Consider the following 24,730-nt stretch of genomic DNA (forward strand, 5'->3'; position numbering starts at 1 on the left):
TCAATTATAAATAGCATTTTTTGCCTATAGATATCCCGGATTTATTTTAAAATACACTCATTAATAACTACCGTTATTATCTTTATGAAAATAACTAACGAAATCTAATATTTTAGCAACTAGCCCACCATCAGTGGGAGGTGAAAATGTCAGAAAGTGTCGTAAATGATATTGTCAGATGGCTCGAAACTCAGCTCCAACGTAACGAAGGTATAAAAATAGCGACCATTGCTGACAGAAGCGGTTATTCAAAGTGGCATCTACAAAGAGTGTTTAAAGAAGTGAAAGGCTATACCTTGGGTGAATATGTTCGTAAGCGGCGTTTACACGAAGCAGCAAGATCTCTGCGTGAAGAAAACCTACCAATCCTTGATATCGCCTTACAGTATGGTTTCAGTTCTCAGGCAACATTTACCCGGATCTTCAAAAAACACTTTGATACCACGCCTGCTAGATTTAGAGAAAATGGTAATCTACCTGAATTAAAGTACTTCTTAGATCATAAGCAATAACCGAGTTCCTAATAACCTTATTGATGGTATTCCCTAATGGTCAATATTTTATTGACCATTTAACGCTTATACTATTTTAATTCGCTAACATCCTAATATACCCGTTATCTTTCAAGTTGCCTCTTTGTTGGCTGCACTCGCTCACCCCGGTCACATCGTTTGCTATGCTCCCGGGGATTCACTCCCTTGCCGTCGCGATACATCTTGAAATCCATAGGGTATAGATTAAAAAACCAAATAAGAATTTTCCAGATAACTATTGGCTAGCCTCGTTTTGTTCACTAAAAATGAAGAACAAATTCCCATAAGTCTTCTAGAACAATTACCACATACACCAGCATAAGTGATTTCGGACAATAACTTTATTCGATGACAATAAAATCCATTCAATTATATTAGTCCACGATAAATAAACTGATTAATATAATTAAAAAACAAAAATATTTTCATACAAATCATAACTATAATATACAGTACTCTTTATTCAATCAGCAGGATTATTTTTACTGCCAACAAACAGATAAAAAACACTAAAAAATACGATCAGAAATGTTAAAATACTGTTCCTAAAATTTAGTGTATGTTCAGTTATTAAAAAGTAAAAACCCTGAAGACTAAACATCAGGGTTTTTATTTATAATTAATTCCAATTCACTATTTACCCTAATAAACGTTATTTTGCAAAAAGCTTGGACACTACCTAAATTTAAAATGGCAAATAACATAATAGGATAGGCTTTTAATACCTTTAACGTAAATAATAGCGAATAATATTTTCTATAAGAATTCTCACTCCTATCATTCCTAATTTCTACCGTCCTTATTATCCCCCGGTTCCGCCTCCTGCACTACCCTTTGCACCGCCTCCTGTACTACCTCCCGCACCACCTCCTGTACCGCCGCCTGTACCACCCCCCGTACCACCGCCTGTACCACCTCCTGTACCGCCTCCTGTTCCCTTATCCTCCTTAATTAATACACCGTTGATATATCCATGTTTATTATATTCATACCCGGTAGTTCTAATAGTAACTTTTTTCGAATTAAGGTGTGCAAGAATCAAAGCTATTAAACTACCACTCCCTTGATAACCACCATCAGAGTTATCTAGAAGAAAATCCCGTGAAGTCCCTTTATCATCAACAATGATTACATGAACATTGTCTCTGGCTATTTCCGGAGCAATTTGAATGGAGGACACAGTTACATCAGAAATCGATACATTAGGGGTAACTATATTATTAGAATTGTTTTGATCAATCATAATATATTATTCCTTATAAGATTAAATTCATATTATACCGAAAAATTCAACTAATTTACTGAACATCCATATTCAACTATCATAATCCATAAACTTATAAAAAATTAAAACACTTTCCAACTTTAAAAATAGTGTAGAACCAATAGTGCGTCAATAAAAGACCAAAGAAAATAAAAACCAAAAAAAATAAACACTCAACATTAATTTATAATAACAAATTAAATTACCGTATGTTTTTTTATTTTTAACCTAGTGCTAACATAACGCATATATTGTGTTATTTATACTAAACATACAGTAAAGAAAAAACCCACCTAATAGTAGTGGTTAGTAATTATATTATAAACATAAAATTCAAGATAAAAAATATAACGGACAGATAATCTAAAATTCACATAGTTATATACCCTATGGATTTCAAGATGCATCGCGGCGGCAAGGGAGCGAATCCCCGGGAGCATAGATAACGATGTGACCGGGGTGAGTGAGTGCAGACAACAAAGAAGCAACTTGAAAGATGACGGGTATATACCTTATAGATTTCAAGATGCATCGCGACGGCAAGGGAGCGAATCCCCGGGAGCATAGGTAACTATGTGACCGGGGTGAGTGAGTGCAGCCAACAAAGAGGCAACTTGAAAGATGACGGGTATAGAGCAATCTGACTCGCTGTTCACTACTTCATAGTAAATTCAACTGACCATGCATAGGTCGCAATATTAGTAGAAGTGATGGTTGCATTACAAACAGCACCTCCACTCGGCGTTGCTCCTTTATTCCATTTTGGAATTTTAACGCCATTAACATATCCGTTCACAAAAGTGGTCATAAATTCGCAGGTTTTAAACCCTATCTTATATCGCACCATTGCATAGTTTACGTCAGGTGAAAGCGGGCTTTGAACCTGATAACTATCGACTCCTCCTGGCCCTACGCTTGCACTAGGTTTAGGTGTTGCATTGACATAGGTACCGGATTCATTATTAGTAATGATGGTATAAACAGCATTCTCGCTACCAGACGCACCAAGATGCTTAAATGTAACTGTTACAGGCGGACCTGCATAAGCGATACCCGCGGCAGTTAGGGAAGTAGTTGCAAACAGGGCCAACAACGATTTACGTACTAACATGTTAGATACTCTCCTTTATGTTGTTTAGAATGGCTTACTGCACTTTAATACAACTTTCTTTTCTATAATTTATTTTTACGTACAATATATGCTCAATTTCATAAAGTGAATTTCCACTTTATGTCTCTATAATATAGACCACTTTTTTACAGAATTTATTTAAATAGTGCGCCATCAGTAAGATCTAAGCACTTTTTGAAATAGGTAGAGTCCCTCCTCATGTTCATATTTTGATTGACAGCGATGGTCGAGATCTTACTTTGCTTAACGAAAGACCATTAATTGCAGATTCAAAAATTTAAATATTGTGACAAATGAACTTCCAATATATGAACTTTCACAATGAGATATTGCACCCAAATTAGATTATCTGATCAATGAGGTTAAATCCGTTATTTCTGCGCAGGGACTTCAACATAGCCTGCCTCCAACCCGATCACCTCCACACCTTGAGGAACGGCATGCCCCGGTGTCACGACAATCTGCTGGGTTTGTGCGTTTAATTCACGGCGATAAGTGACGAAAGTTCGTCCATCAGGGCCGGTATGTAATGCCTCGGCTGGCAAGGCCAATCCACGTTCATTGAGATAGGTGACAATAGCCAGTTTCGCACTCATACTCAGCCGGATACGCTGCCGCTGTTCGGGAGTAAGAGGATCAATCGCCACTAATAGATCATAGGTTACACCCGCGCCCTGCATCTCCTTTGAACTCCCTTGTACACCAATTGTCTTAATTTGCCCTTGTAGAGATAGCCCGGCAAAACCATCACCAGTGATCTCAACCGGCATTCCTTCATACACCTGATAAAGGTCAGCCTCTTCAATACGCGCTACCGCCTGAATTTGCTCCAAATTGATTACCCCTAACAGAGGAGTTCCCTGAGTAACACGTGTCCCCTTTTGAATAAATAACTCCTTATCTGATTCCGATACCTGTGGGCGAATAACAATGCCATCAAAAGGAGAAACCAATTCACGTTGGGCTTGCTGGGCCTGAAGCGCCTGATAACGCGATTGAGCATTAGCTAATTCCATATCAGCAATCTGTCGATTCTCCCCTGTACCTTTATCGAGAGCAACACTCAGTTCCGCCTTAGCGGCGGCAAGATCGAGCTGTTGAACTCTGACCTGCTGCTCCAGGGTATCAACCTCCATACGGGGAACAATGCCACGCTCGAACAAAGCCCGGGTATCGGTTAGCTTACGTTCGGTATCGCTCAAACTTAACTGAGCATTCGTTAAAGCTCTACGTACCCTAGCAACATCCTGGCTGTTCTCCCACCCCACCAAATCTTGTACGGTTTTTTGGGCTTTCAACAGTTCCGCAAGCGCCTGCCGCAACTGAATGTCTAACTGTGTCGTATCAAGGCTCAACAGGGATTGCCCACGCTTAACGCGCTGGCCTTCAGTTACCATCACTTCAGCAATAACGCCATCAAATGGCGCGGCAATCGTCAAACGGGTTGCAGCCTGAATACGGCCAACTAACCCAAGACGATTTTCGAGTCGTTGAGGTTCAACATGCACCCACCGTTGCGGTGATGATGTATCAGTTGAAGAAGAAAGGAAAACATAAGCAATGGTAGCCCCAATGACTAATGCAATAGCAAGTGTCACGAGCCAACGAGTCTTATATCTGAAACGGGCAAGTCCCCTGATCTTAGTCGTTAAGTGCAATATCCCAACTCCCTAACGTAGTACCCAATGTTTCGTCCAACTCCGCTTGTGCATTTAAGTAAGTGATCAACGCATTGAGACGAACATTCTCTGCATTACGCAAATCGGTTTCAAAGCTCAAGACTTGAAAGTTACTGGAGCGGCCCACCGTCAATTTTTCACGTTCAATCTCCAGCTTGCGCAGAGATAGATCCCTGGCACGCTGTGCAATCTCATATTGACGCCAGCGCGTACCAATATCGCGTACCGCATTACCCACATTACGTTCTAGTGACTGTTTTGCCTCAGCAAGACGAATGCCTTGGTTCTGAACATCAACCCGCGCTCGCACTTCCGCCTGGCGCTGACTCAAATCGCCAATGGGTATTTCTACCTGAACACCGGCGTAATTTTCCCAATTACGAGAACGGTTTGATCCTGTTCGATCACGGACCTGACTGGCACCACCCACTAAAGAGACATCCCATAAACGTTCGTTACGGGCAACTGTCAGGTTAATTGCCGCCTGCTCCGCCGTAATCAATTGAGTGAGGTACGATGGCTGTTGCTCTTGTGCCAAATGTTGCGCTTGCAGCAGGTTAATATCTACGCGTTTAGCTTCCAATCTGTCAGTAGCCTTTACCTGAGTTTGTAAGTCTAAGGCGAGCAATCGCAGCAATTCTAAACGACTGGTATCCAATTGATTAGCCGCTTCCTCCGCAGCCAGCTCCTGCATTGCAACATCAGCCTCCGTCTGGACAATCTCAAAAGCTGCCATTCTGCCCGCGGAAATCATAGCCTTGTTAACCTCCAGCAGTTGACGCGAACGTTCAAGAGCATCACGTGCGATTTGTAATTGTTCTTGAGCACGCAACAATCCACGATAAGCCATAATAACTTGCGTGATAGTCTGGGATACCGTCGCTTTTAGGTTCAAACGATTTGTCTGCTCCATCAATTGAGCAAGACGCACAGGCGCTGTAGCCACATCTTTGCCAGCACCACGCAACAAAGGCTGAATAACTGAGAATGAAACACCATCATTACGGCTACGACCTGCATTGTCTGCCCATGTCGTCCGATTCGTCCAAGACAGACTGAATCGAGTACCATATTCTCCAAGCAGCGTAGATGTGGGTGTAATCTCGCTCTGGCGATAGCGATCGCTTTGATTGCGAGCGGCAATATAACGGCTATTAATCAGTAACTTTGGCGTAAAGCGATCTTCAGCAACGCGTAAATCGAATTTCTGTGCAATTCGATCCAGATAAGCACTGCGAATCGAACGATTGTTTCGTAACCCTAAATAGATCGCATCGCTGAGTGTCAGACCAATAGTTTGCTGATTAAGCGAAATTGTATCCGTTGCCGGCATGGTTGCCTGTGATGGATTCAACTGCTGCGCTAACGCTTGTTTGACAGATGCAGCTATTATCAGGGCAATGATGATGCCAATAGCACGTTGAAAAACTTGGCTAATCATCACGAAGTGCCTCTACAGGTTGTAATCTGGCCGCCGCTAATGCCGGATTGATACCGAAAAACAGACCAATCACTAATGAACTAGCGATACCCAGAGGCAAAGAGAATAGGGATAACGTAAATACCCAGCCCGAAAATTTTACAAATAGGTATCCCGCCGCGACCCCCAATAATGAGCCAACCATTGCACCGGCAATGGCCAGAATGGCAGCCTCCAACATAAACAGTATACCAATATCCATAGGCCGAGCTCCCAAAGCCATACGAACACCAATTTCACGCCTACGTTCCGAAACATTCATCAGCATGACATTCATCACGCCCACACCTCCCACCAGCAACGAAATTCCCCCTAAGCCCGCGAGCAAGTAGGAAAATGTCTTTGCTTGACGCGTCAATCCATCAAGCAATTGTTTCGGGATCTCAACTTCAACCTGACGACCTTTTGATAATGAGACAAGGTAGTCACGTAACGACACCGCGTCACTGTTTAGCGTTGCTGTGTCATGGGCTCTGGCAATAACGCTGCCAATTTCTGGTGCCGGCCGTAACCGCCGCATTGCTTCGATAGGCAGTATGACGGAATCATCAATAGAACCGGGGAGTAAAGGGTTTGGTCCCTGAACAGCAAGAATTCCTATAACTTCAAACAGATATTCCCCAATTTGCAATTGACTACCTATCCGAATAGGTTGATTAGCGATTTTTAATTGTTTGGCAATATTCGCTCCGAGCACGGCATAGGTCGTTTGGCGATCATAGTTCGATAGAAAACGTCCCTGCTCGATTTGTAAATCCAACACCGCAGCCAGATCAGAGGATGTACCGGTAATATTCGTATCGATTCCTTTCCCTTGGAAGCGTATACGGGTTGAGTATAATGTGATGGGCGCAGCATGTGTGATAGTCGGAATTGTCCGAGTCAGCGCCTGAGTATCCAGCGTAGATGGCGCGGGTTTAACATCGGCGCCTGGAATAAAACTAAAATGAGCAACCAAAATATTGCTTCCCATACTTTTAAAAGTGCTGATCGCTTCATTAACAGCATTATGACCGATGTTTAAAAGTGCAATGACAGAAGCACATCCAACTGCAATACCAAGCAAAGCAAGCAAGGAGCGCTTTCCTAGCAGACGCAAACTACCCAGTGATTCACGCAGGGCCTGCGCGAAGGAAAAACCGTAGCGACCAGAATTCACATTAAGCATCTAGGCTATCCAGCCACAGATCGGTTTCGGAAAGCCGCCCGTCATTAACATAGAGACAGCGCTGCATATTTTTGGCTATTTCTTCATCATGTGTAACCATGACGAGCGTCACGCCTTGCTCACGGTTCAATGACAGAAGAAGTGCCATAATATCGCGGGCTGTAGCGCTATCGAGATTGCCTGTCGGCTCATCCGCTAGAATCAAAGAAGGCTTACCGACCAAGGCTCTGGCAATGGCAACACGTTGCCGCTGCCCCCCGGAGAGATCAGCCGGACGATGGTAAATACGACCAGCCAGACCAACCAATTCAAGTTGGTATTTCGCTTCCTGCCGAGCCAGAGAACGAGAATATCCACGATATAACAGTGGTAGCGCCACATTATCCAACGCCTGCATTCTGGGAAGTAAATTAAAACTCTGAAACACGAAACCAATTTCCTGATTTCTTATTCTCGCCCGTTCATTAGGAGTAACATTTGTTATATTAACGCCACTAAACTGAAAATAGCCAGAAGAGGGTTGATCCAGTAAACCAAGAATATTGAGTAGAGTACTTTTACCCGAACCGGAAGCACCGACAATTGCACAACTTTGCCCACGCATGATAGTGAATGATATTTTATCAAGTACTGGGTAATATTTTTCCCCCATACGATAAGATCGACAAATATTTTCCATGCAAATCAGGGCTTCTTGGCATGGGGAAGTTATGATTGTCATGGCTGATTTATTCATCGTTTTTGACATCCATTAAACGTATCACTGACTCCATTTGGTTGTTTAGCCGATTTTATATCATGGGAAGATCTTCTTGTAAAAGATTACGGTCTAAGTAACAGGCAAAAACATCGAACAGTGAGAATATATTAGATTTACTTAACACAATTTCAAATTACCCCTTGCATTTTAGGGTTAATCCACCCAAATTACTCCTGCCTACTTTGGCATTGCGTACATGCTTTTATAACAATTCAAGAGATACAGGGCGCGAGATCAAAATATATATCTAAGTTCTCGCAATAGGAAATTATCAGATATTGGGGTAATGGCTATGAAATTAAAAAACATATTTGGTATTGGTAGCGCTTTATTGTTAACTATATTCTCACAGACAGTACCTGCGGCAAGTGGCAGCTATCACTCTTCAGTTGTTTTGCCAACAGTGTATTCCAGAAACTTCACAGAAACAGCTTATCTTCCTGTCGCCGGATCTCCACCAGCCTCCGGCAGTATTAACAATGTATCTTGGACTTGGAACGTTGTTGGATGGCCTACAGGACTATCTGTTTACCTTTGCCAAGGAAGTACCAGTAATTGCCTAGATATATCACGCATGCGAAGAATGTCGACAGACGCATTCAATAATAGAAGCCCGACACAGCAATTTTTTTATGCTCTGAGAGTAGCAAATGGTGGAACAGTACCGGTTGCAGGTCAAACCGGAGAAATTACTGTCAGTTGGCAATAACATTTCAATAACTCTCCAAAGATTGCCGCTAATATTATAGGCGGCAATTCTGATTTGCTTTGAATATTGTCGGATCTAAGAAAGTTGCTAGATGATTTCTTCAATGATTACGGACATTCACCGTATCCTTATAGTGCTTCGCGGCTTTAAGTAGTTTAGAGTTTGCTTTTGGCGGATTTTCCAAAGCTGCCAACAAAGCATCAGCCCCCTCCATCGAAAGGTGTAAGGTTTCAGTTCGTTCAATCACGTTACGCGCACGCTCCATTGCTGATTCAATAAGAAACTGTGAAAGTGTTGCTCCGGAGTAATCAGCCGCCCTTTGTATGATCACTTGAATCTCTGTGGAAGTTCTTGCAACTAAATGGATCTCTTTACGTTCTGTATTAATAGCCATTGATTTTATCTGCATTTTTAGTCTATATAAACATGATGCCATTATGGCATACAAAATAAACGTTTATTAATATATATGCCGAAAAGACACACATGAACACCTAGAATGTACTATTTCTCTGATGATAGATGACGGCCTCAGCCGCCATCTTGGTATCTCTCAGGTGATTAATCCTATGGTAGTTCAACCCCTTTATAACCAGATAAAATCAATTCCCATTCCTGCTGAGCAAACCATGTCTGGGTTTTGCCATCATAATGCAGACTATCAGGCAGAAAAACGCCAAACTCAGTCGCCTTTCCGGTATAGTTCGGAGAATTCCGTGCATCAATCAGTGTTCGATATTGGGGATCATCAGCGATAACATTATTGATTGCCTCAAGCACATAGCTGGTGTTGATGGGATCAAACGCAACCGAAAGTGGATAATACAATCTCCACGGTATACTGCGAGAACCCAAAGCATCACTGATACCAGTAATGATGCGGGTAAAATTCCACTCTGATGCCTGTGCTGCCAATAAACTTTCGGTTTCTGCTTCCCACTGGTTCCAATGAACAGTCAAAATACGAGGATTTTTTCCTAGTTTATGCAGTGATTCGACGGCCATGCGCAAGGTTCTGATCGCACGCGGATAGAGCGATTCCACATCGCAGGGATCTCGTTCAGGAGCCCAACGGTTATCCGGTGGATTATCCAGATACATGCCCTGACCACCCCAGCCCATCAAAATGACATAAAGATCAGGCAAATTAAGCACATTACCTTGATTGATATGGTCTTGCCAGAGTTTGGCAAAACGGTTGGCGGCATTGACAGAGTGATCTTGATTGCCACGAGATAAGCCGACAGGAGCGCCAATATTGGCATTACCAAAGCTGGTCAGCCCTGTCCAGTTAATTGCGGGAAAGTCAACGCGGTAAACTTCTGGCAGAGATAATGTGAATACGTTTTTTAAACCTTGCGTAATTTTTTCATCTTGTGGTAATTGTGTTCCATGACCATAACTATTTGATTGTCCAAGTATGATAAATAATGGGGCATCATTAGGTTCCCACGGAGAATATTTTATTTCTGGAGAATAAACTTGTTTATTTGTCATCAGTTTTCCTATTGATATAATTTAAATTATTATGTCTACTCTCTTCGGTTAAATATAATTAATTTTGGAAGACAAAAATCATTTAGTTAATCAATCATATTTATGGTGCGAGAATGTAAAACCATTTTAAATATTTCGCTTCACAGGTAAGCTATTTATATTTCATCTTAAAAAATACACTTACCAATGTAATCAAGCAAACAAAAATATAACTCATAAAAACAAGTCTGCTTAATAAATAATGTTTAAGTTTTCCGTCATAAAATAAAAATTTTTTTATTGCATTTGGTATTGATAGTATTTTATTTATGAATATAAATTTTATTGAAAATATGTAAATAATATATTGCTATATTTAAAAATATAGTTATAAACTATAAAAATATTAATCCAGCAATTCATACAATAAATAAATAAATAAATAAATAAATAAATAAATAAATAAATAAATAAATAAATAACGAAACAATAAACATCCCAACCAGCTCCTTGTATATTAAGGAACTGGTTATCTATTTTTAAACTTTTTTAAATAATATAACTTAAATCAAAATCAGATATTATCTTACCATGTTAAATGCAATATGGATAATTAATTTACTGTTATAAAATAATTATTTTTAGATAGTTAAAATGCAATTAATAAAATTAAAATTACTGACATTAATTACTGAGATTTAAATAAAACTGCCATCTTAATAATAATAATTTTTACAATTCGCGGATAAAAGCGGATTTAAATTCTCCGGGCTTGCCAAAAGGCTTTTTTCCAGTAAACATTATTCATAGATGAACGAGTAACACCTTTATGGGTTGATGCATGAATAAACTGGTTATTGGCATCATAAATGCCAACATGTAATCCATGCTCGCCACTACCCGTTCTGAAAAAGACCAAATCACCCGGCATTAAATCGCTTTTATCAATACGGGCCCCTAATTTTATTTGCCCACCGGTAGTACGAGGTAATTGAATATCAAACCGGTCACTGAAAGTACGGTAAACAAAACCAGAGCAATCTACCCCCCGACGATCCATTCCACCATAATGATATGGTGTACCACGCCATTGATTAAGCTGCTCCCTAAGCTGAGCAATCACCATGATTGGATCAGAAAGCGCCGTCTTTAACGCCGGAGCCGGGGTTCTGGGGGCATGACTAGAACAGCCAATAAGTAATAGACTGAGCAGCAACAGCAACTCTTTTGTTCTTATTATCATGACTCCCCCTCATAAGATCAGCAAAACAGGCTAACTCTATCCGGCACTCAATAAAAAAACAAGGCTGTAATTTAAGTAAAACAGTTAAATAGTTATTCTCTTCTTCATTCTGGACGACTAATCAACCAGACACCATACAAAATAAAAATCACGCCCGCGGTTTTCAATAATGTAATGGTTTCATTAAACCAAGGCAATAAAGCCGCCATTAAATAGACAAAGACATAACTTAAGCTTATTAACGGATAGGCTTTATTTAATGGTAAATATTTTAGCGTAAATAACCAACACAGCATAGATAATAGATATCCAGCCAGACCCGCCATTACCACCACCAGAGAATGGCGATAACGCCACAGCCACTCAATATCAAACCAATGCAAACCAAGGTTCAACGCTGGCAAATTGACAACACCCCATTTCAGTAATAACTGGGCTATTGTCACCAGTAATACGCTAACTAATCCCCAAATATAACCTTTCATTCATTCAAGCTCATCAGCAAAATTCCCAACATGATAAACACAACCCCACTCCAATGTTTTCTGCCCGCTTTTTCCTGATAGAAAAATTTCCCCGCCAAAGTGACCATAATAAAATTTATACTCAACATGGGATAAGCAATGCCTAACGGCAATATCTGCAATAAACGAAGCCAAAATAACATGCCAACAGCCAATAGAATCACAGCGCCTATTAACCATTTCAGCGCAGATGCCCGCGGATAAACATCACTTTGCCAACATATTACCGCCTGTTTCTGACATAACTGACCCGCACATGTCAGCAAGCTAACCAGCAACAATAAAGCGAAACTTATCATGGCCGCTTCTCATAAACCAAAATAGCAAAGCGATAATTGCGACTAATTTGATCTGCTTTTGGCAAATCAGGTAATTTTTCATTTTTATATAAATGAAAGAGTACTGATACCCGCCCTTCTTTACGCGCTTTCTCTAACCATTGCGGAAAATCTTTATAGCTGATATATCGATATCGGCTATCGGGATAATTCAGCCCATATTCCAATTCACCCCAATTCTCAAACATATAAATATCACTACGCTTCATCTCCCAAGCCACAGTGGTTGCAAGACCAACACTTTCCGATAGAATATAGCGACTGTCTGCAAGTTCCTGACGATGTAACTTAATAAAATTCTGTGGTAATTTGGAATTAACGGTATTTTCAGGCAACGCATTACCTATTACTGAACTGACAACAATGGAACAAAATGCAGCCCATAACCAATATTTCCCATTCATCGCAAAACACAGATAACCGATAATTCCCCAAATACCAAAAGCAACAATCGCTAAAACCCATTTAAGCCATTCCGATGGCTGATATAAAGCGTGTTTTGTCACTGCTTCCATAGCAAATAGAACCATTACTGCCAGCAGACCAAGAAATACGTTAACCATTCCATTGATCTTTAGTAATTTCATCTTGCCATCTCTTACACAATCGACACCAAATTTAGCCATCATCATTGCCAATGGCGCCATACAGGGCAAGATATAAGTTGGCAATTTTCCCTTCGCAATACTGAAAAATAGCAATGGCACGACAAACCAACAAAGGAGAAAAAACATTTCAGGATTGGATTTTCTTTCTTTCCAACTTTTCATCACCGCCCCAGGTAATAACCCCAACCAAGGGATAACACCAAGAATAAGAATGGGTATGTAATACCAGAACGGTGCAATATGCTGTGCATCATCGGAAGAAAAACGCTTAATATGTTCAATCCAGAAGAAATAGTGCCAGTAATCAGGCTCACGTAAGGCAATTGCAATCACCCACGGTAAACTGATTGCTATCGCCGAAATAATGGCAAGTGGGCCAAAGTAGACTATTTGCAGGACCCGCTTCTGATAAATGACAATGGGCAACATCACAATAACCGGAACAGCCAATGCCAGAAACCCTTTAGTCATAAAACCCATGCCACAGCACAAACCAAGCACCAAATATGCCATTATCCGCCGTCTGGTACAGTCTGTTTTTAGCCCCCAGAAGCTACACATCATGGCAGCCGTTACCCACAAAGAAAACATCGGATCGAGTACGCTATAAGTGCCAATGGCAAATACCAGAAACATTGAGATGTAGATAAGGCTAGTGGCAAAAGCAATATGCCGGTTATGCCACATCATCATAGCAAGTCGATATAGTAAAATTGCGCTGATAAAAATACAGAAAACCGATCCAAAACGGACAGCAAAATTATTATCACCAAAAATCCATTGGCTAATATTATTAATCCAATAACCCGCTACGGGCTTTTCAAAATAACGAATATCCAGCAAATACGGGACAATCCAATCTCCTCGTTGCAGCATTTCACGACTGATTTCTGCATAACGGGTTTCATCAGGCTGCCATAATAGACGGCCATTCAGAGGTAATAAGTAGGTAAGGATAAAAAAAAGAGCCATCAAAAAGGCCCCCACCTTACACGCCCGGTTATTTAACATATATAAGTTAAGCCTCTTGTTGGCATCCTAACCACCCTTCTCTACCGGGAAATACAGAACGAACAATTCTCCCGACAGGAAGTCGCTGTATATTTTCAGGCAGCAGATGACTCAGTGCACAAAATTGTATGTTTTCCTGATGAACCATTTCCAACAGTGTTGCAAATTCTGTGGACTTGGACATCCCTTCAACTTCCGTATGGATGGTATATACCGGAACTCCCTGGCTGTTTTGCATCTTATCAAGGATAAACTGGTTAAAATCTTCATCTTTAACCTGAGTTCCTATCACTTCGTCATAAGTTGGCAACGTCACCGGAATTTGCACGGTACCAAGAGTACCATCAGGCAGGATGGGCCTGAATGGATGCGTTCCCCGACAATCGCTGTTGTAATCAAAACCAAACTGCTGCTTTACCGCAAGTACGCGTTCATCAGCCCGCCAACCAGCAACAGCAGAACACGTTACCCGTTGGCCAATTACCTGTACCAATGCATCCACGCCCAATTTAACCTGCTCTGTTAACTGAGCTTCAGACCAACGGCCAACTTTCGCCTGCCAACGCTGATGATCCCAAGCATGCAGACCCACTTCATGGCCTGCATCCAGAGTTTGCTTCATCAAGTAGCCTAAATCTTTAGCAATCTTCTTACCCGGCCATGCCGTCCCCGCCAGTAAAATATCAAGACCATACAGAGACGCTGCATTTGACCTCAACATTTTCCATAAGAATTTTGGCCGTAAAAGACGCCACAAATGGCGCCCCATATTATCCGGCCCAACACTAAAGAAAAAACTGGCCTGAATCTGATGTTTTGCCAAAATTTTGAGCAGTTTCGGTACTCCTTCAACGGTTCCTCGATAAGTGTCCACATCAACTCTCAAGCCAATTTGTTTCATTAATTTTTCCCTAATTCTTCCACTGCTCCACGCAAGAAAAAATCCAGTGTTTCATTTATCGTCTGTTTCATGTCAATGGTTGGTTTCCAACCTAATAACCGCTCCGCATTTTTAATACTTGGCTTACGGTGTTCAACATCCTGATAACCTTTACCATAGTAACTGCCACTTTCAATCTTTTTAAATCCAGCAAACGGAGGAAAATTATCTCTCAATTCATGGTGTTCAAAGCTCTCAAGTAATATTTCCGCCAATTGGCGAATACTAGCTTCATTAGTTGGATTGCCAATATTGATAATTTGACCGTCACATAACTCATCCCGGTTTTCAATAATACGAAACAGCGCCTCAATACCATCATTAATATCGGTAAAACAGCGTTTCTGTTCACCACCATCTACCAGTTTGATCGGTGAACCCTCAACTAAGTTCAATATTAATTGTGTGATCGCTCTGGAACTGCCAATACGTGCAGAGTTCAAATTATCCAAACGCGGCCCCATCCAGTTAAATGGACGAAATAGCGTGAATTTGAGCCCCTCTTTTTCACCATATGCCCAAATAACACGATCTAGCAATTGTTTGGATACAGAATAGATCCAACGTTGTTTGTTGATCGGGCCGACAATCAGACGAGAGTCATCTTCATCAAATTCTTTATCATCACACATTCCATAAACTTCTGATGTGGACGGGAATATAATTCGTTTATTGTATTTAACGCAATAACGGACAATCTTTAGATTCTCTTCAAAATCCAATTCAAATACACGCAGCGGATTACGGGTATATTCAATTGGCGTCGCAATGGCGACCAATGGCAAAACGACATCACACTTTTTAATGTGATATTCGATCCATTCAGTATGGATATTGACATCACCTTCAATGAAGTGAAAACGCGGATTACCAATAAAACGCTCAATAGCGGAAGAGCCGATATCCATACCATAAATATCATAGTTGCCATCACGTAATAGACGTTCTGTTAGATGATTACCGATAAAGCCATTCACACCGAGAATTAATACACGTTTCCGGTGGCTAATTTGAGTGGTTGCCTTTGGGCCAACACGTACATCAGTCACAATGCTCATATCTACTGCCAGACGGTGGCCCTGAACATACAAACCCGATTCACTTTGCCCATTGATAATTTTTAACGCGCCTTTTCCACAAGCAATAATTAACGGATCTACCGATAATACTGTCCCCGGCTGTTTGTCATGCATCTCATTCAACGGGCAGGCACGCCAGATAGTAATCTTATGCTCACCTAAGAAAGTAAATGCCCCTGGATATGGCTCAGTCACTGCCCTAACAAGGTTGTTAATTTCCATGGCTGATTTACGCCAGTCAATCTCACTATCCGCGGCAGTACGACGCCCAAAGTAAGTTGCCTGACTTTCATCTTGAGGTATGGCAGGATACATTCCTGCTTTGATCTGCGGTAATACTTGATCAAACAGTTTTTCCGCTGCTTCACGAATTTTACCGTGCAAAGTCAACGCGGTATCTGTCTCTGCAATAGCAACCTTATGCTGAGCAATAATATCCCCTGCATCAGGTTTCAACACCATTTTATGCAGGGTTACACCTGTTTCCACTTCACCATTTAAAATCGCCCAGTTAATCGGGGCACGACCACGGTATTTTGGCAACAATGAACCATGCAAATTAAATGCACCTATGCTCGCCAGCGATAAAATATCTTCGCTCAACATATTTCGGTAATAAAAAGAGAAAATCACATCAGGTTTCAGTTCCCGAATACGTTCAATCCAAAGTGGATGGTTAACGTTTTCGGGCGCAAAAACCGGCAGCGCCAAATCTGCACTTAAACGGGCAACAGAAGAGAAAAAATGGTTTTCATTAGGATCATCTGTATGGGTAAATACCGCCTGAATATCAAAACCCGCTTTAGTTAAAGCATTGATCCCGACACAGCCGATATCATGATAGGCAAATACGATTGCTTTCATTTAGTACTCTTCCTGGTTGTCGTTGGTCTTTTTATCTCCGACCACTTTTTGAATAAAATAACGTGGGCGTGCACGAACATCGTTATAGATACGGCCTATGTATTCACCTAATAAGCCCATCGCGACGAACTGTGCGCCAATAAATATGAAAAGGAGAGCAAACAGAGTAAATACCCCTTCTGCTGCCCATATGGCACCGAAAATCAGACGTAAAACCATCAATAATACAGCCAGCAAAAAACCAGAAACGGCAATCACACTGCCTACCACACTCAGTAAACGCAAAGGTGCTGTTGTCAGGCAGGTTAGCAAGTCATACATCAGATTAATCAGCTTCATGAAGCTATATTTAGAATCACCAAATTCACGCTCTGCATGAGCAACATCAATCTCAATGGTTTTACGGGCAAACGTGTTTGCCAAAATAGGAATAAAGGTGCTGCGCTCATGGCACTGCAACATGGCTTCAACAATATGGCGACGATAGGCACGGAGCATACAGCCATAATCGCCCATAGAACGGCCAGTTGCCTTAGTAATCATAACATTGATGATTTTTGAAGCTGTTTTACGAAACAGAGAATCCTGCCGATTAGCCCGGCGAGTACCCACAACGTCATAACCTTGTTCAGCCGTTTTAACAAGACGGGGGATCTCTTCTGGCGGATTCTGTAAATCAGCATCAAGCGTAATAACTAAATCGCCATTGGCCTGATTAAACCCCGCCATAATCGCTGAATGCTGACCATAATTACGATTAAGTAAAATAGCAATAATATGATTCTCAGATTGTTCCGCGGCCTGAATCAGAATTTCCGCAGATTTATCACTACTACCATCATCAACCAAAATAAGCTCATATTCCTGAGTCAATTGTTTACAGGCTGCTAAGGTTCTTTCCAATAAAATAGGCAAACTTTCTTCTTCGTTATAAATTGGAATAACAACAGAAATTTTTTTAATTTGTTCAAATGACACTTATCTATGCTCCGAAATAATTTCTTGTAAAGCATCAATGACACGATCTACATCGTCATCACTCATATCAGGAAAGAGTGGCAATGAACACAGTGTTACTGAATTCCATTCTGATTCAGGTAATGACAACTGCGGATATCGATCCCGATAATATTTTTGTGTATGTACAGCTCTGAAATGCAAACCTGTGCCAATATTCTTGCTTTTCAAACGTTCCATTAATGTGTCGCGATCAATGCCACAAACATCCTTATCAACCCGCACCATAAATAGATGATGTGCATGCATATGCTCATAATCGGGCACACTTAACATCTGCAAAGGCGAATCTTTTAATGCCGCTGAATAACGGGCAACAATTTGCCGACGGCGAATATTCATTGATTCCAATTTACTTAATTGCACAACAGCAATCGCAGCATGAATGTCAGATAAATTATATTTGTAACCCGGTTCTATAACTTCTGCCTGTGGTCTCCTGCCTTGAATCTGACGGTCAAAAGCATCAATACCCAATCCATGAAACTTTAGACATCGAATTCGTTCAACAAGTTCATTATTATCAGTAGCAATTAGCCCACCTTCCGCACAAGTGGCATTTTTTATAGCATGGAAAGAGAAAATCGCTGTGCCATGCTCACCAATCCATTCATTCTTATAACGGGTTCCTAATGCATGAGCTGCGTCTTCAATCAATGGAATACCCGCCTCCAGAGCAATCCCACGCAATGCATCTAAATCACAGGGCGCACCGGCATAGTGAACAGGAATAATCGCTTTGGTTCTGGAAGTAATCGCCTTTTTCACTGCTTGCGCATCGATCATTAAAGTATGACGATCAACATCAATCATGATTGGTTCAGCACCAAGCAAACAGATCATGTTTATTGTGGAAACCCAAGTTTGAGACGGTGTAATCACTTCGTCACCGGGGCCAATTCCCAGCGCCATGAGTGTCAGATGCATACCCGCCGTTGCAGAAGCCAAAGCAACCGCATGTTTGCAGCCAAACATGCGGCAAAAGTCCTGTTCCAATTGATGATTTTGCGGGCCTGTTGTAATCCAACCCGAACGAAGAACCTTCTCTACTGCCTGAATTTCTTCATCACCTATCGCAGGACGAGAAAATGGAAGAAAGCTACCCATAAACCACAACCCAATTCATTCATAATATAACGATATATTAGATGACTATATTTGAACGAATCGTAAACACAGGTATGATTTAGCAAATTAAGTGGAAATTACTATCGATCCACGATACGTACAGATTCACGGCAGGTACATACATAAGCCTGGACTGTAATTATGGTAAGAAAACCCGCCAATATTTATCTGTCTTTTCTGGCACACATTTGATATCAGCGGCAAAAACTCTGGAGAGCGTATTTTCTTTCATTACCTCATCCGGCTTTCCATTCGCAACCAGTGATCCATTAGCAAGCAGCCAGATCCGATCAGCTTTATCATAGCTATGATTGAGATCATGGCCACTCATGACTACGGTTCCACCGAGTTCACAGAATTTCTTTATCAACAGATCAAGTGCGGCTACCTGAGTGATATCAAGATTATTCGTAGGCTCATCCAAGAGTAATAATTTACCTTCCGAATTGATTGATGGCCAGACTTGTAAAAAAACTCCGGTTAATCGCACCCTTTGCCATTCACCACCAGATAGATTGCCTACGGGTATTTCTAGAAACTTTCCCAACTTAAAAAAGGAACAGAGTTCTGACAACACACCGTCACAATTAACAAGATGGGCAGCTAAATGCAGTTGCAAATATTGAAAAACCGGCATTATTGGCACAGAAGAAATTTGCTGGCTAAGCCATGCTCTGTACCGTGCTAATTGGCAGTGACTATATTGACTAAGGCACTTTTGTTGCAAATCGATTGCACCACTATAGGGTAAAATACCGGCCATACAGGCCAATAGTGTACTTTTTCCTGAACCATTCGGCCCAATGAGATGTATCTGTTCACCTTGTTGTACCAACGCTGTCAGCGGCATTAATCGATTTCGTACTGATACCTGATTGAGAGCCATCAACTGATTGGTCACTTGCGCATTATCCACTTTTTTAACTCCAGTCTTTGACTCTCAATAATAACCAAATGAAGACTGGCGCACCCAATGTTGCAGTCACAACGCCAATCGGTACTTCTGCATTATTCAAGCTAAGACGAGATAGCAGATCAGCCAGCAATAATCCATAACCGCCGGATAGAACACAGGCAGGCAGTAGAGTTTTATAATCTGTTAGGCCGCATAAACGCAAAATATGTGGAATAACCAAACCAATAAAGCTGATTGTTCCAGCAAGTGCAACACTTAACCCTACCAACAATCCAACAGCAAAGACAAATAAATTACGCCAATAATAAAGTGAGATACCTAATTGTTGGGCCTGTGTTTCTCCCAGTGAAAGAAAATTAAGTACTTTTCCTTGTCTGCTCAACCAAATAATCAAAGGAAACAAAGCGACTACCAACCATTGCTGCCGCCAGTCTATTCCACTGAAACTCCCCATCATCCAATACATTAGCTGACGCAAGTCCAGGCTAGTACTAAAATAAACCATCCAGGTCATTAACGCACCAGAGACAACACCAAAAGCAACCCCGACCAACAACAAACGGGCATTATTCAGATAACGATTTCTTGAAAAGGTCAACAATATCATGGTAACGGTCAGCGCGCCGAGCACAGCGCCAATACTTAATAACCAGAACGGCGCAATGCCATGAAACATCAGCACTAAAAACACCACCACCACGCCAGCACCATTACTGACCCCCAATAGCCCAGGTTCCGCCAACGGATTTTCAAATAGTGCCTGCATTACTGCACCCGCCACAGTCAGGCTCGCACCTACAGCAACGACAGCTAATACACGAGGAAAACGTAACTGCCACACAAACAATTGACCTGTTTCAGAAAACCATTTATTAGGCCAGATCCAATTTTCCCCAGCACAAAGCGAGAGAAAAAAAACCAGTAAAAATAAACACGTGAGAATTGCCAGAAAACGATAATCATGCCTTTTCTGGCGAGTCACTAATTCAGTGATGGAATGAGTGGGTTGCATGGTAAATCAAGCTCATGAGGGAGAATCATTTAAGAAAAAGGCCGCTATTGATGCGGCCTTTTTGATTATTCTTTAGGTGTGGCTTTCTCAACCCTGCTTTTTAACTTCTGACCAGGACGGAATGTCACTACTCGGCGAGCTGTAATCGGAATGTCCTCACCAGTCTTAGGGTTACGCCCCGGACGTTGGTTTTTATCCCGTAAATCAAAGTTGCCAAATCCAGACAATTTTACCTGCTCACCATTCTCCAAAGAACGACGCACTTCTTCAAAGAATAATTCAACCAGATCTTTAGCATCACGCTTGCTAATTCCCAGTTTCTCAAACAGATTTTCTGACATTTCAGCTTTAGTAAGCGCCATAAGTTCAGTCCCTCAAGGATGCTTGGAATCGCTGTTTCAGCACTGCAACACATTTATTAATTGTCGCAGCAATCTCTTCTTCTTCCAGTGTACGCGCGGTATCCTGCAAGATAAAACTTATAGCAAGGCTCTTATGACCCTCTGCTACACCTTTACCACAATACACGTCAAACAAGTTTATGCCAACTATATGATTTACGCCAACTTTCTTGCATTCAGCCAAAATATCTTCTACAGCAACATTTTCAGGCACCACGATCGCAATATCACGACGGTTTGACGGGAAACGTGAAATCTCTTTCGCGTCAGGAACCACGCGGCTTGCCAGCTTGCTCCAGAGCACTTCGAATACCACGGTGCGGCCATTTAAGTCAAGTTTACGTTCCAATTCTGGGTGAACCACACCAATATATCCGATGTATTCCTTTTCCAAATAAATCCCGGCGCTTTGACCTGGGTGCAACGCCGGATTTACATCTGCTCTAAAAGAAATCTTAGATAATTTTCCAGTTAACTCCAGAACGGCTTCCAAATCGCCTTTCATATCGAAGAAATCAACGGACTGTTTTTCCAGTGACCAATGCTCTTCAAAGCGATTTCCTGTAATAACCCCCCCAAGCATCAGCTCCTGACGAATACCCTGATCGGCATTTTCATCAGGCACAAAACGTAAGCCAGTTTCAAACAGGCGCACACGGTTTTGTTGACGGTTTTGGTTATATACCACTGTTGTTAGCAAACCAGTCAGTAAAGATAAACGCATTGCTGACATATCCGCCGAAATTGGATTAGGCAACATCAACGTTTGTTGCTGTGGATGTAACAGTGCCTGAATTTTGGGATCAACAAAGCTATAGGTAATCGCTTCTTGATAACCTCTGTCAACCAGCATGGTTTTAACACGTTGCAGGGAAAGATCCGCTTCATGATGTTTTTTCATAATAAGATCTGCACGCATCGGTACATCTGGAATATTGTTGTAACCGTAGATACGGGCAACCTCTTCCACCAGATCTTCTTCAATCTCTACATCAAAACGCCAGCTTGGCGCAACCGCTTGCCAACAATTTTCCTGAATAGTAACTTTGCAACCTAAGCGGGTCAGGATGTCACCAACCTGTTCATCAGGTATATAGTGACCAATCAAACGATCCAGTTTTTCACGACGCAATGTGATTGTCGCAGATTGAGGCAATTGAGATTCATCAGTAACATCAATAATTGGGCCGGCTTCACCACCACAAATATCAATCAACAGTTGGGTTGTTCTCTCTATTGCTTTGTGTTGTAACTGAGGATCAACACCACGTTCATAGCGGTGAGAAGCATCAGTATGTAAACCATAACGACGAGCACGGCCAACAATCGCTAAAGGAGCAAAAAATGCGCACTCAAGTAAAATATTTTGCGTTTCTTCATTCACACCTGAATGTTCACCGCCAAAAATACCGGCTATTGCAACAGCTTGTTTTTCATCAGAAATAACTAGCGTATCAGCAGAAAGATTGGCTTCTGTACCATCCAGCAGCACCAATTTTTCATCCTGCTTCGCCATACGCACAGTGATTGAGCCATTCAAGCGTTCCAGATCAAACGCATGCAACGGTTGGCCTAATTCAAGCAATACATAGTTAGTTACATCGACAATCGGGTCGATAGAACGGATACCACCACGACGTAATTTTTCACGCATCCACAGCGGCGTTTCCGCTTTCACATTAATGTTTTTAATTACCCGTCCCAGGTAACGTGGGCAAGCTTCTGTCGCTTCAACACGAATAGGGAAAACTGCATCTGTTGTCGATTTTACTGCTTCAATTTGTGGCTCAGATAATGGCATTTTATTAGCAACTGCCACATCACGTGCGACACCTATAATACTCAGGCAGTCAGCACGATTAGGTGTAATGCTGATTTCAACGACCTTATCATCCAGCTTCAGATATTCATGCAGATCAACACCTAAAGGAGCATCCATTGGCAATTCAATAATGCCGTCGTGGTCCTCAGAAATACCCAGTTCAGAAAAAGAACATAGCATCCCTTCAGAAGGCTCGCCACGCAGTTTCGCCGCCTTGATTTTGAAATCACCCGGTAATACAGCACCCACGGTTGCTACTGCAACTTTCAGCCCTAAACGGCAATTTGGTGCACCACAAACAATGTCCAGTAGTCGTTCACCACCTACGTTCACTTTTGTTACCCGTAGCTTATCCGCATTTGGATGCTGGGCACATTGGACAACTTCACCAACAACCACACCATAAAATTGACCGGCAACGGCTTCAACGCCATCAACTTCCAGGCCTATCATGGTGATTTGCTCAGATAATGCTTCACTACTGATGGCTGGATTTACCCATTCGCGTAACCAGAGTTCACTGAATTTCATGAGATATTCCCGCCTTATTTAAACTGTTTGAGAAAACGCAGATCATTTTCGAAGAACGCGCGCAAATCAGTTACACCGTAACGTAACATTGTCAGGCGCTCCACCCCCATGCCGAAAGCAAAACCAGAATAAATTTCAGGATCAAGGCCAACATTATGCAGTACATTAGGATGAACCATACCGCAACCCAACACTTCCAGCCATTTGCCATTTTTACCCATGACATCAACTTCCGCCGAAGGTTCTGTAAATGGAAAGTAAGAAGGTCGGAAACGAACCTGCAAATCTTCTTCAAAAAAGTTAGTCAGGAAATCGTGCAACGTTCCTTTCAGATTGGTAAAACTGATATCACGATCAATAATCAAACCTTCCACCTGATGGAACATAGGTGTGTGTGTCTGGTCGTAGTCATTACGATATACACGACCCGGTGCAATGACGCGAATGGGTGGTTGTTGGCTGTGCATAGTTCGAACTTGAACACCGGAAGTCTGAGTACGCAACAGACGTTTGGCATCAAACCAGAAAGTATCATGATCAGCACGTGCAGGATGGTGAGCGGGAATATTCAGCGCATCGAAATTATGATAATCATCTTCAATCTCAGGGCCTGATTCTACAGAAAACCCTAATTCACCAAAGAAAGTTTCAATACGCTCTATTGTGCGGTTAACTGGATGTAGCCCACCATTTTCCATACGGCGGCCAGGCAATGATACATCTATCTTTTCCGCTGCTAAACGGAAGTTCAGAAGATCAGTTTCCAGTTTTTCTTTACGGATATTCAGAATTTCCAGGACTTCTTGCTTCGCCTGATTAATAACCGCCCCTGCTGCCGGGCGTTCTTCGGCCGGCAGATCACGCAGCGATGACATTTGGAGAGTTAAATGGCCTTTTCTGCCTAAATATTCAACACGCACCAAATCCAACGCAGCAACATCCTGGGCATCTTCTACGGCTGCTCTTGCTTTTGCAACCAGTTCAGCGAGATGTGGCATCGTTTTCCTCTTCCTTCGGCCTAACGGCCTGCTAGTAATGATCGTTAATGACTTTATATACCTTATATACCTTTTCTGTTTTTTGTCATAAAAACAA

The 24,730-nt window shown here is 41.8% G+C and carries 23 protein-coding genes and 1 other annotated feature (1 of these 24 running past the window's edge); of the genes, 2 read left to right on the forward strand and 21 right to left on the reverse strand.

All coding sequences use genetic code 11. From position 1 onward, the window contains the following. Window positions 1–146: 146 nt before the first annotated feature. A complete protein-coding gene (locus SLS51_RS03185; RefSeq protein ID WP_323835447.1) occupies window positions 147–512 on the forward strand; it encodes a helix-turn-helix domain-containing protein in 366 nt (121 codons plus the stop codon). A gap of 823 nt (window positions 513–1,335) precedes the next feature. On the opposite strand, the gene SLS51_RS03190 is transcribed toward SLS51_RS03185, so the two are convergent. From SLS51_RS03190 to SLS51_RS03215, 6 genes are all read right to left on the reverse strand, one after another. Beyond that, on the reverse strand, window positions 1,336–1,776 hold the full coding sequence (locus SLS51_RS03190) for a hypothetical protein (RefSeq protein WP_323835449.1): 441 nt from the start codon (window positions 1,774–1,776) through the stop codon (window positions 1,336–1,338). A gap of 676 nt (window positions 1,777–2,452) precedes the next feature. Then, on the reverse strand, window positions 2,453–2,908 hold the full coding sequence (locus SLS51_RS03195; protein ID WP_323835451.1) for a hypothetical protein: 456 nt from the start codon (window positions 2,906–2,908) through the stop codon (window positions 2,453–2,455). Between the two features lie 392 nt (window positions 2,909–3,300). Next, window positions 3,301–4,587, reverse strand: a complete 1,287-nt coding sequence (locus SLS51_RS03200) for an efflux RND transporter periplasmic adaptor subunit (protein ID WP_323835453.1) — start codon at window positions 4,585–4,587, stop codon at window positions 3,301–3,303. Beyond that, window positions 4,571–6,049 carry a TolC family protein gene (locus SLS51_RS03205; protein ID WP_323835455.1) on the reverse strand — a complete coding sequence of 493 codons (1,479 nt, stop codon included), beginning with the start codon at window positions 6,047–6,049 and terminating at the stop codon, window positions 4,571–4,573. Before SLS51_RS03205 ends, SLS51_RS03200 begins: the two co-directional genes overlap by 17 nt. Further along, window positions 6,042–7,256, reverse strand: coding sequence for an ABC transporter permease (locus SLS51_RS03210; protein WP_323835457.1), 1,215 nt, complete (start codon window positions 7,254–7,256; stop codon window positions 6,042–6,044). The genes SLS51_RS03205 and SLS51_RS03210 overlap by 8 nt, the downstream gene beginning before the upstream one ends. Next, the gene (locus SLS51_RS03215; protein ID WP_228957081.1) at window positions 7,249–7,992 is read right to left on the reverse strand and encodes an ABC transporter ATP-binding protein; all 744 of its coding nucleotides are present in this window, start codon (window positions 7,990–7,992) and stop codon (window positions 7,249–7,251) included. The genes SLS51_RS03210 and SLS51_RS03215 overlap by 8 nt, the downstream gene beginning before the upstream one ends. A gap of 310 nt (window positions 7,993–8,302) precedes the next feature. Between SLS51_RS03215 and SLS51_RS03220 the strand changes: the two genes are divergently transcribed. Beyond that, a complete protein-coding gene (locus SLS51_RS03220; protein ID WP_323835460.1) occupies window positions 8,303–8,725 on the forward strand; it encodes a flagellar protein FlhE in 423 nt (140 codons plus the stop codon). 100 nt (window positions 8,726–8,825) lie between these two features. Here the strand turns inward: SLS51_RS03220 and SLS51_RS03225 are convergent, their stop codons facing one another. The 15 genes from SLS51_RS03225 to pheS all read right to left on the reverse strand — a co-directional run bounded on the left by SLS51_RS03225 (window position 8,826) and on the right by pheS (window position 24,633). After that, window positions 8,826–9,119 (reverse strand): type II toxin-antitoxin system TacA family antitoxin, encoded by a 294-nt coding sequence (locus SLS51_RS03225; RefSeq protein WP_323835462.1) that lies wholly within the window; start codon window positions 9,117–9,119, stop codon window positions 8,826–8,828. 173 nt (window positions 9,120–9,292) lie between these two features. Next, the gene (locus SLS51_RS03230) at window positions 9,293–10,222 is read right to left on the reverse strand and encodes a hypothetical protein (protein WP_323835464.1); all 930 of its coding nucleotides are present in this window, start codon (window positions 10,220–10,222) and stop codon (window positions 9,293–9,295) included. 736 nt (window positions 10,223–10,958) lie between these two features. Beyond that, a complete protein-coding gene (locus SLS51_RS03235) occupies window positions 10,959–11,444 on the reverse strand; it encodes a C40 family peptidase (RefSeq protein WP_323835467.1) in 486 nt (161 codons plus the stop codon). Between the two features lie 104 nt (window positions 11,445–11,548). Next, window positions 11,549–11,929, reverse strand: a complete 381-nt coding sequence (gene arnF / locus SLS51_RS03240; RefSeq protein WP_113025413.1) for a 4-amino-4-deoxy-L-arabinose-phosphoundecaprenol flippase subunit ArnF — start codon at window positions 11,927–11,929, stop codon at window positions 11,549–11,551. Beyond that, window positions 11,926–12,267 carry a 4-amino-4-deoxy-L-arabinose-phosphoundecaprenol flippase subunit ArnE gene (arnE, locus tag SLS51_RS03245; RefSeq protein ID WP_323835470.1) on the reverse strand — a complete coding sequence of 114 codons (342 nt, stop codon included), beginning with the start codon at window positions 12,265–12,267 and terminating at the stop codon, window positions 11,926–11,928. The genes arnF and arnE overlap by 4 nt, the downstream gene beginning before the upstream one ends. Then, a complete protein-coding gene (gene arnT / locus SLS51_RS03250; RefSeq protein WP_323835472.1) occupies window positions 12,264–13,925 on the reverse strand; it encodes a lipid IV(A) 4-amino-4-deoxy-L-arabinosyltransferase in 1,662 nt (553 codons plus the stop codon). Before arnT ends, arnE begins: the two co-directional genes overlap by 4 nt. 7 nt (window positions 13,926–13,932) lie before the next feature. After that, window positions 13,933–14,826 (reverse strand): 4-deoxy-4-formamido-L-arabinose-phosphoundecaprenol deformylase, encoded by an 894-nt coding sequence (gene arnD / locus SLS51_RS03255; RefSeq protein WP_323835474.1) that lies wholly within the window; start codon window positions 14,824–14,826, stop codon window positions 13,933–13,935. Beyond that, the gene (gene arnA, locus SLS51_RS03260; RefSeq protein WP_323835476.1) at window positions 14,826–16,808 is read right to left on the reverse strand and encodes a bifunctional UDP-4-amino-4-deoxy-L-arabinose formyltransferase/UDP-glucuronic acid oxidase ArnA; all 1,983 of its coding nucleotides are present in this window, start codon (window positions 16,806–16,808) and stop codon (window positions 14,826–14,828) included. The genes arnD and arnA overlap by 1 nt, the downstream gene beginning before the upstream one ends. After that, on the reverse strand, window positions 16,809–17,786 hold the full coding sequence (gene arnC, locus SLS51_RS03265; RefSeq protein WP_323835478.1) for an undecaprenyl-phosphate 4-deoxy-4-formamido-L-arabinose transferase: 978 nt from the start codon (window positions 17,784–17,786) through the stop codon (window positions 16,809–16,811). Next, the gene (arnB, locus tag SLS51_RS03270) at window positions 17,787–18,932 is read right to left on the reverse strand and encodes a UDP-4-amino-4-deoxy-L-arabinose aminotransferase (protein ID WP_323835480.1); all 1,146 of its coding nucleotides are present in this window, start codon (window positions 18,930–18,932) and stop codon (window positions 17,787–17,789) included. A gap of 160 nt (window positions 18,933–19,092) precedes the next feature. Then, window positions 19,093–19,839 (reverse strand): vitamin B12 ABC transporter ATP-binding protein BtuD, encoded by a 747-nt coding sequence (btuD, locus tag SLS51_RS03275; RefSeq protein WP_439126843.1) that lies wholly within the window; start codon window positions 19,837–19,839, stop codon window positions 19,093–19,095. A gap of 34 nt (window positions 19,840–19,873) precedes the next feature. Then, the gene (gene btuC / locus SLS51_RS03280) at window positions 19,874–20,881 is read right to left on the reverse strand and encodes a vitamin B12 ABC transporter permease BtuC (protein ID WP_323835484.1); all 1,008 of its coding nucleotides are present in this window, start codon (window positions 20,879–20,881) and stop codon (window positions 19,874–19,876) included. A 65-nt stretch (window positions 20,882–20,946) separates the two neighbouring features. Further along, entirely contained in the window at window positions 20,947–21,243 is a 297-nt protein-coding gene (gene ihfA / locus SLS51_RS03285; protein WP_011146885.1) for an integration host factor subunit alpha, read from the reverse strand. Window positions 21,244–21,247: 4 nt separating this feature from the next. Then, complete coding sequence (gene pheT, locus SLS51_RS03290) at window positions 21,248–23,635, reverse strand: phenylalanine--tRNA ligase subunit beta (protein ID WP_323835497.1); 2,388 nt, start codon at window positions 23,633–23,635, stop codon at window positions 21,248–21,250. Between the two features lie 14 nt (window positions 23,636–23,649). Further along, window positions 23,650–24,633 carry a phenylalanine--tRNA ligase subunit alpha gene (pheS, locus tag SLS51_RS03295; RefSeq protein WP_323835499.1) on the reverse strand — a complete coding sequence of 328 codons (984 nt, stop codon included), beginning with the start codon at window positions 24,631–24,633 and terminating at the stop codon, window positions 23,650–23,652. Window positions 24,634–24,725: 92 nt separating this feature from the next. After that, window positions 24,726–24,730: a sequence feature (Phe leader region), on the reverse strand (it continues 120 nt past the right edge of the window).

Source organism: Photorhabdus africana (genome assembly GCF_035181445.1).
Classification (GTDB): Bacteria; Pseudomonadota; Gammaproteobacteria; order Enterobacterales; family Enterobacteriaceae; genus Photorhabdus; species Photorhabdus laumondii.

Excerpts from the sequence above, each read along its gene's own strand:
- SLS51_RS03185 (WP_323835447.1), top strand. The coding sequence starts at position 147 with ATGTCAGAAAGTGTCGTAAATGATATTGTCAGATGGCTCGAAACTCAG.
- SLS51_RS03190 (WP_323835449.1), bottom strand. The coding sequence starts at position 1,776 with ATGATTGATCAAAACAATTCTAATAATATAGTTACCCCTAATGTATCG.
- SLS51_RS03195 (WP_323835451.1), bottom strand. The coding sequence starts at position 2,908 with ATGTTAGTACGTAAATCGTTGTTGGCCCTGTTTGCAACTACTTCCCTA.
- SLS51_RS03205 (WP_323835455.1), bottom strand. The coding sequence starts at position 6,049 with ATGATTAGCCAAGTTTTTCAACGTGCTATTGGCATCATCATTGCCCTG.
- SLS51_RS03210 (WP_323835457.1), bottom strand. The coding sequence starts at position 7,256 with ATGCTTAATGTGAATTCTGGTCGCTACGGTTTTTCCTTCGCGCAGGCC.
- SLS51_RS03215 (WP_228957081.1), bottom strand. The coding sequence starts at position 7,992 with ATGAATAAATCAGCCATGACAATCATAACTTCCCCATGCCAAGAAGCC.
- SLS51_RS03220 (WP_323835460.1), top strand. The coding sequence starts at position 8,303 with ATGGCTATGAAATTAAAAAACATATTTGGTATTGGTAGCGCTTTATTG.
- SLS51_RS03225 (WP_323835462.1), bottom strand. The coding sequence starts at position 9,119 with ATGGCTATTAATACAGAACGTAAAGAGATCCATTTAGTTGCAAGAACT.
- SLS51_RS03230 (WP_323835464.1), bottom strand. The coding sequence starts at position 10,222 with ATGACAAATAAACAAGTTTATTCTCCAGAAATAAAATATTCTCCGTGG.
- SLS51_RS03235 (WP_323835467.1), bottom strand. The coding sequence starts at position 11,444 with ATGATAATAAGAACAAAAGAGTTGCTGTTGCTGCTCAGTCTATTACTT.
- arnF (WP_113025413.1), bottom strand. The coding sequence starts at position 11,929 with ATGAAAGGTTATATTTGGGGATTAGTTAGCGTATTACTGGTGACAATA.
- arnE (WP_323835470.1), bottom strand. The coding sequence starts at position 12,267 with ATGATAAGTTTCGCTTTATTGTTGCTGGTTAGCTTGCTGACATGTGCG.
- arnT (WP_323835472.1), bottom strand. The coding sequence starts at position 13,925 with ATGTTAAATAACCGGGCGTGTAAGGTGGGGGCCTTTTTGATGGCTCTT.
- arnD (WP_323835474.1), bottom strand. The coding sequence starts at position 14,826 with ATGAAACAAATTGGCTTGAGAGTTGATGTGGACACTTATCGAGGAACC.
- arnA (WP_323835476.1), bottom strand. The coding sequence starts at position 16,808 with ATGAAAGCAATCGTATTTGCCTATCATGATATCGGCTGTGTCGGGATC.
- arnB (WP_323835480.1), bottom strand. The coding sequence starts at position 18,932 with ATGGGTAGCTTTCTTCCATTTTCTCGTCCTGCGATAGGTGATGAAGAA.
- btuD (WP_439126843.1), bottom strand. The coding sequence starts at position 19,839 with ATGGCTCTCAATCAGGTATCAGTACGAAATCGATTAATGCCGCTGACA.
- btuC (WP_323835484.1), bottom strand. The coding sequence starts at position 20,881 with ATGCAACCCACTCATTCCATCACTGAATTAGTGACTCGCCAGAAAAGG.
- ihfA (WP_011146885.1), bottom strand. The coding sequence starts at position 21,243 with ATGGCGCTTACTAAAGCTGAAATGTCAGAAAATCTGTTTGAGAAACTG.
- pheT (WP_323835497.1), bottom strand. The coding sequence starts at position 23,635 with ATGAAATTCAGTGAACTCTGGTTACGCGAATGGGTAAATCCAGCCATC.
- pheS (WP_323835499.1), bottom strand. The coding sequence starts at position 24,633 with ATGCCACATCTCGCTGAACTGGTTGCAAAAGCAAGAGCAGCCGTAGAA.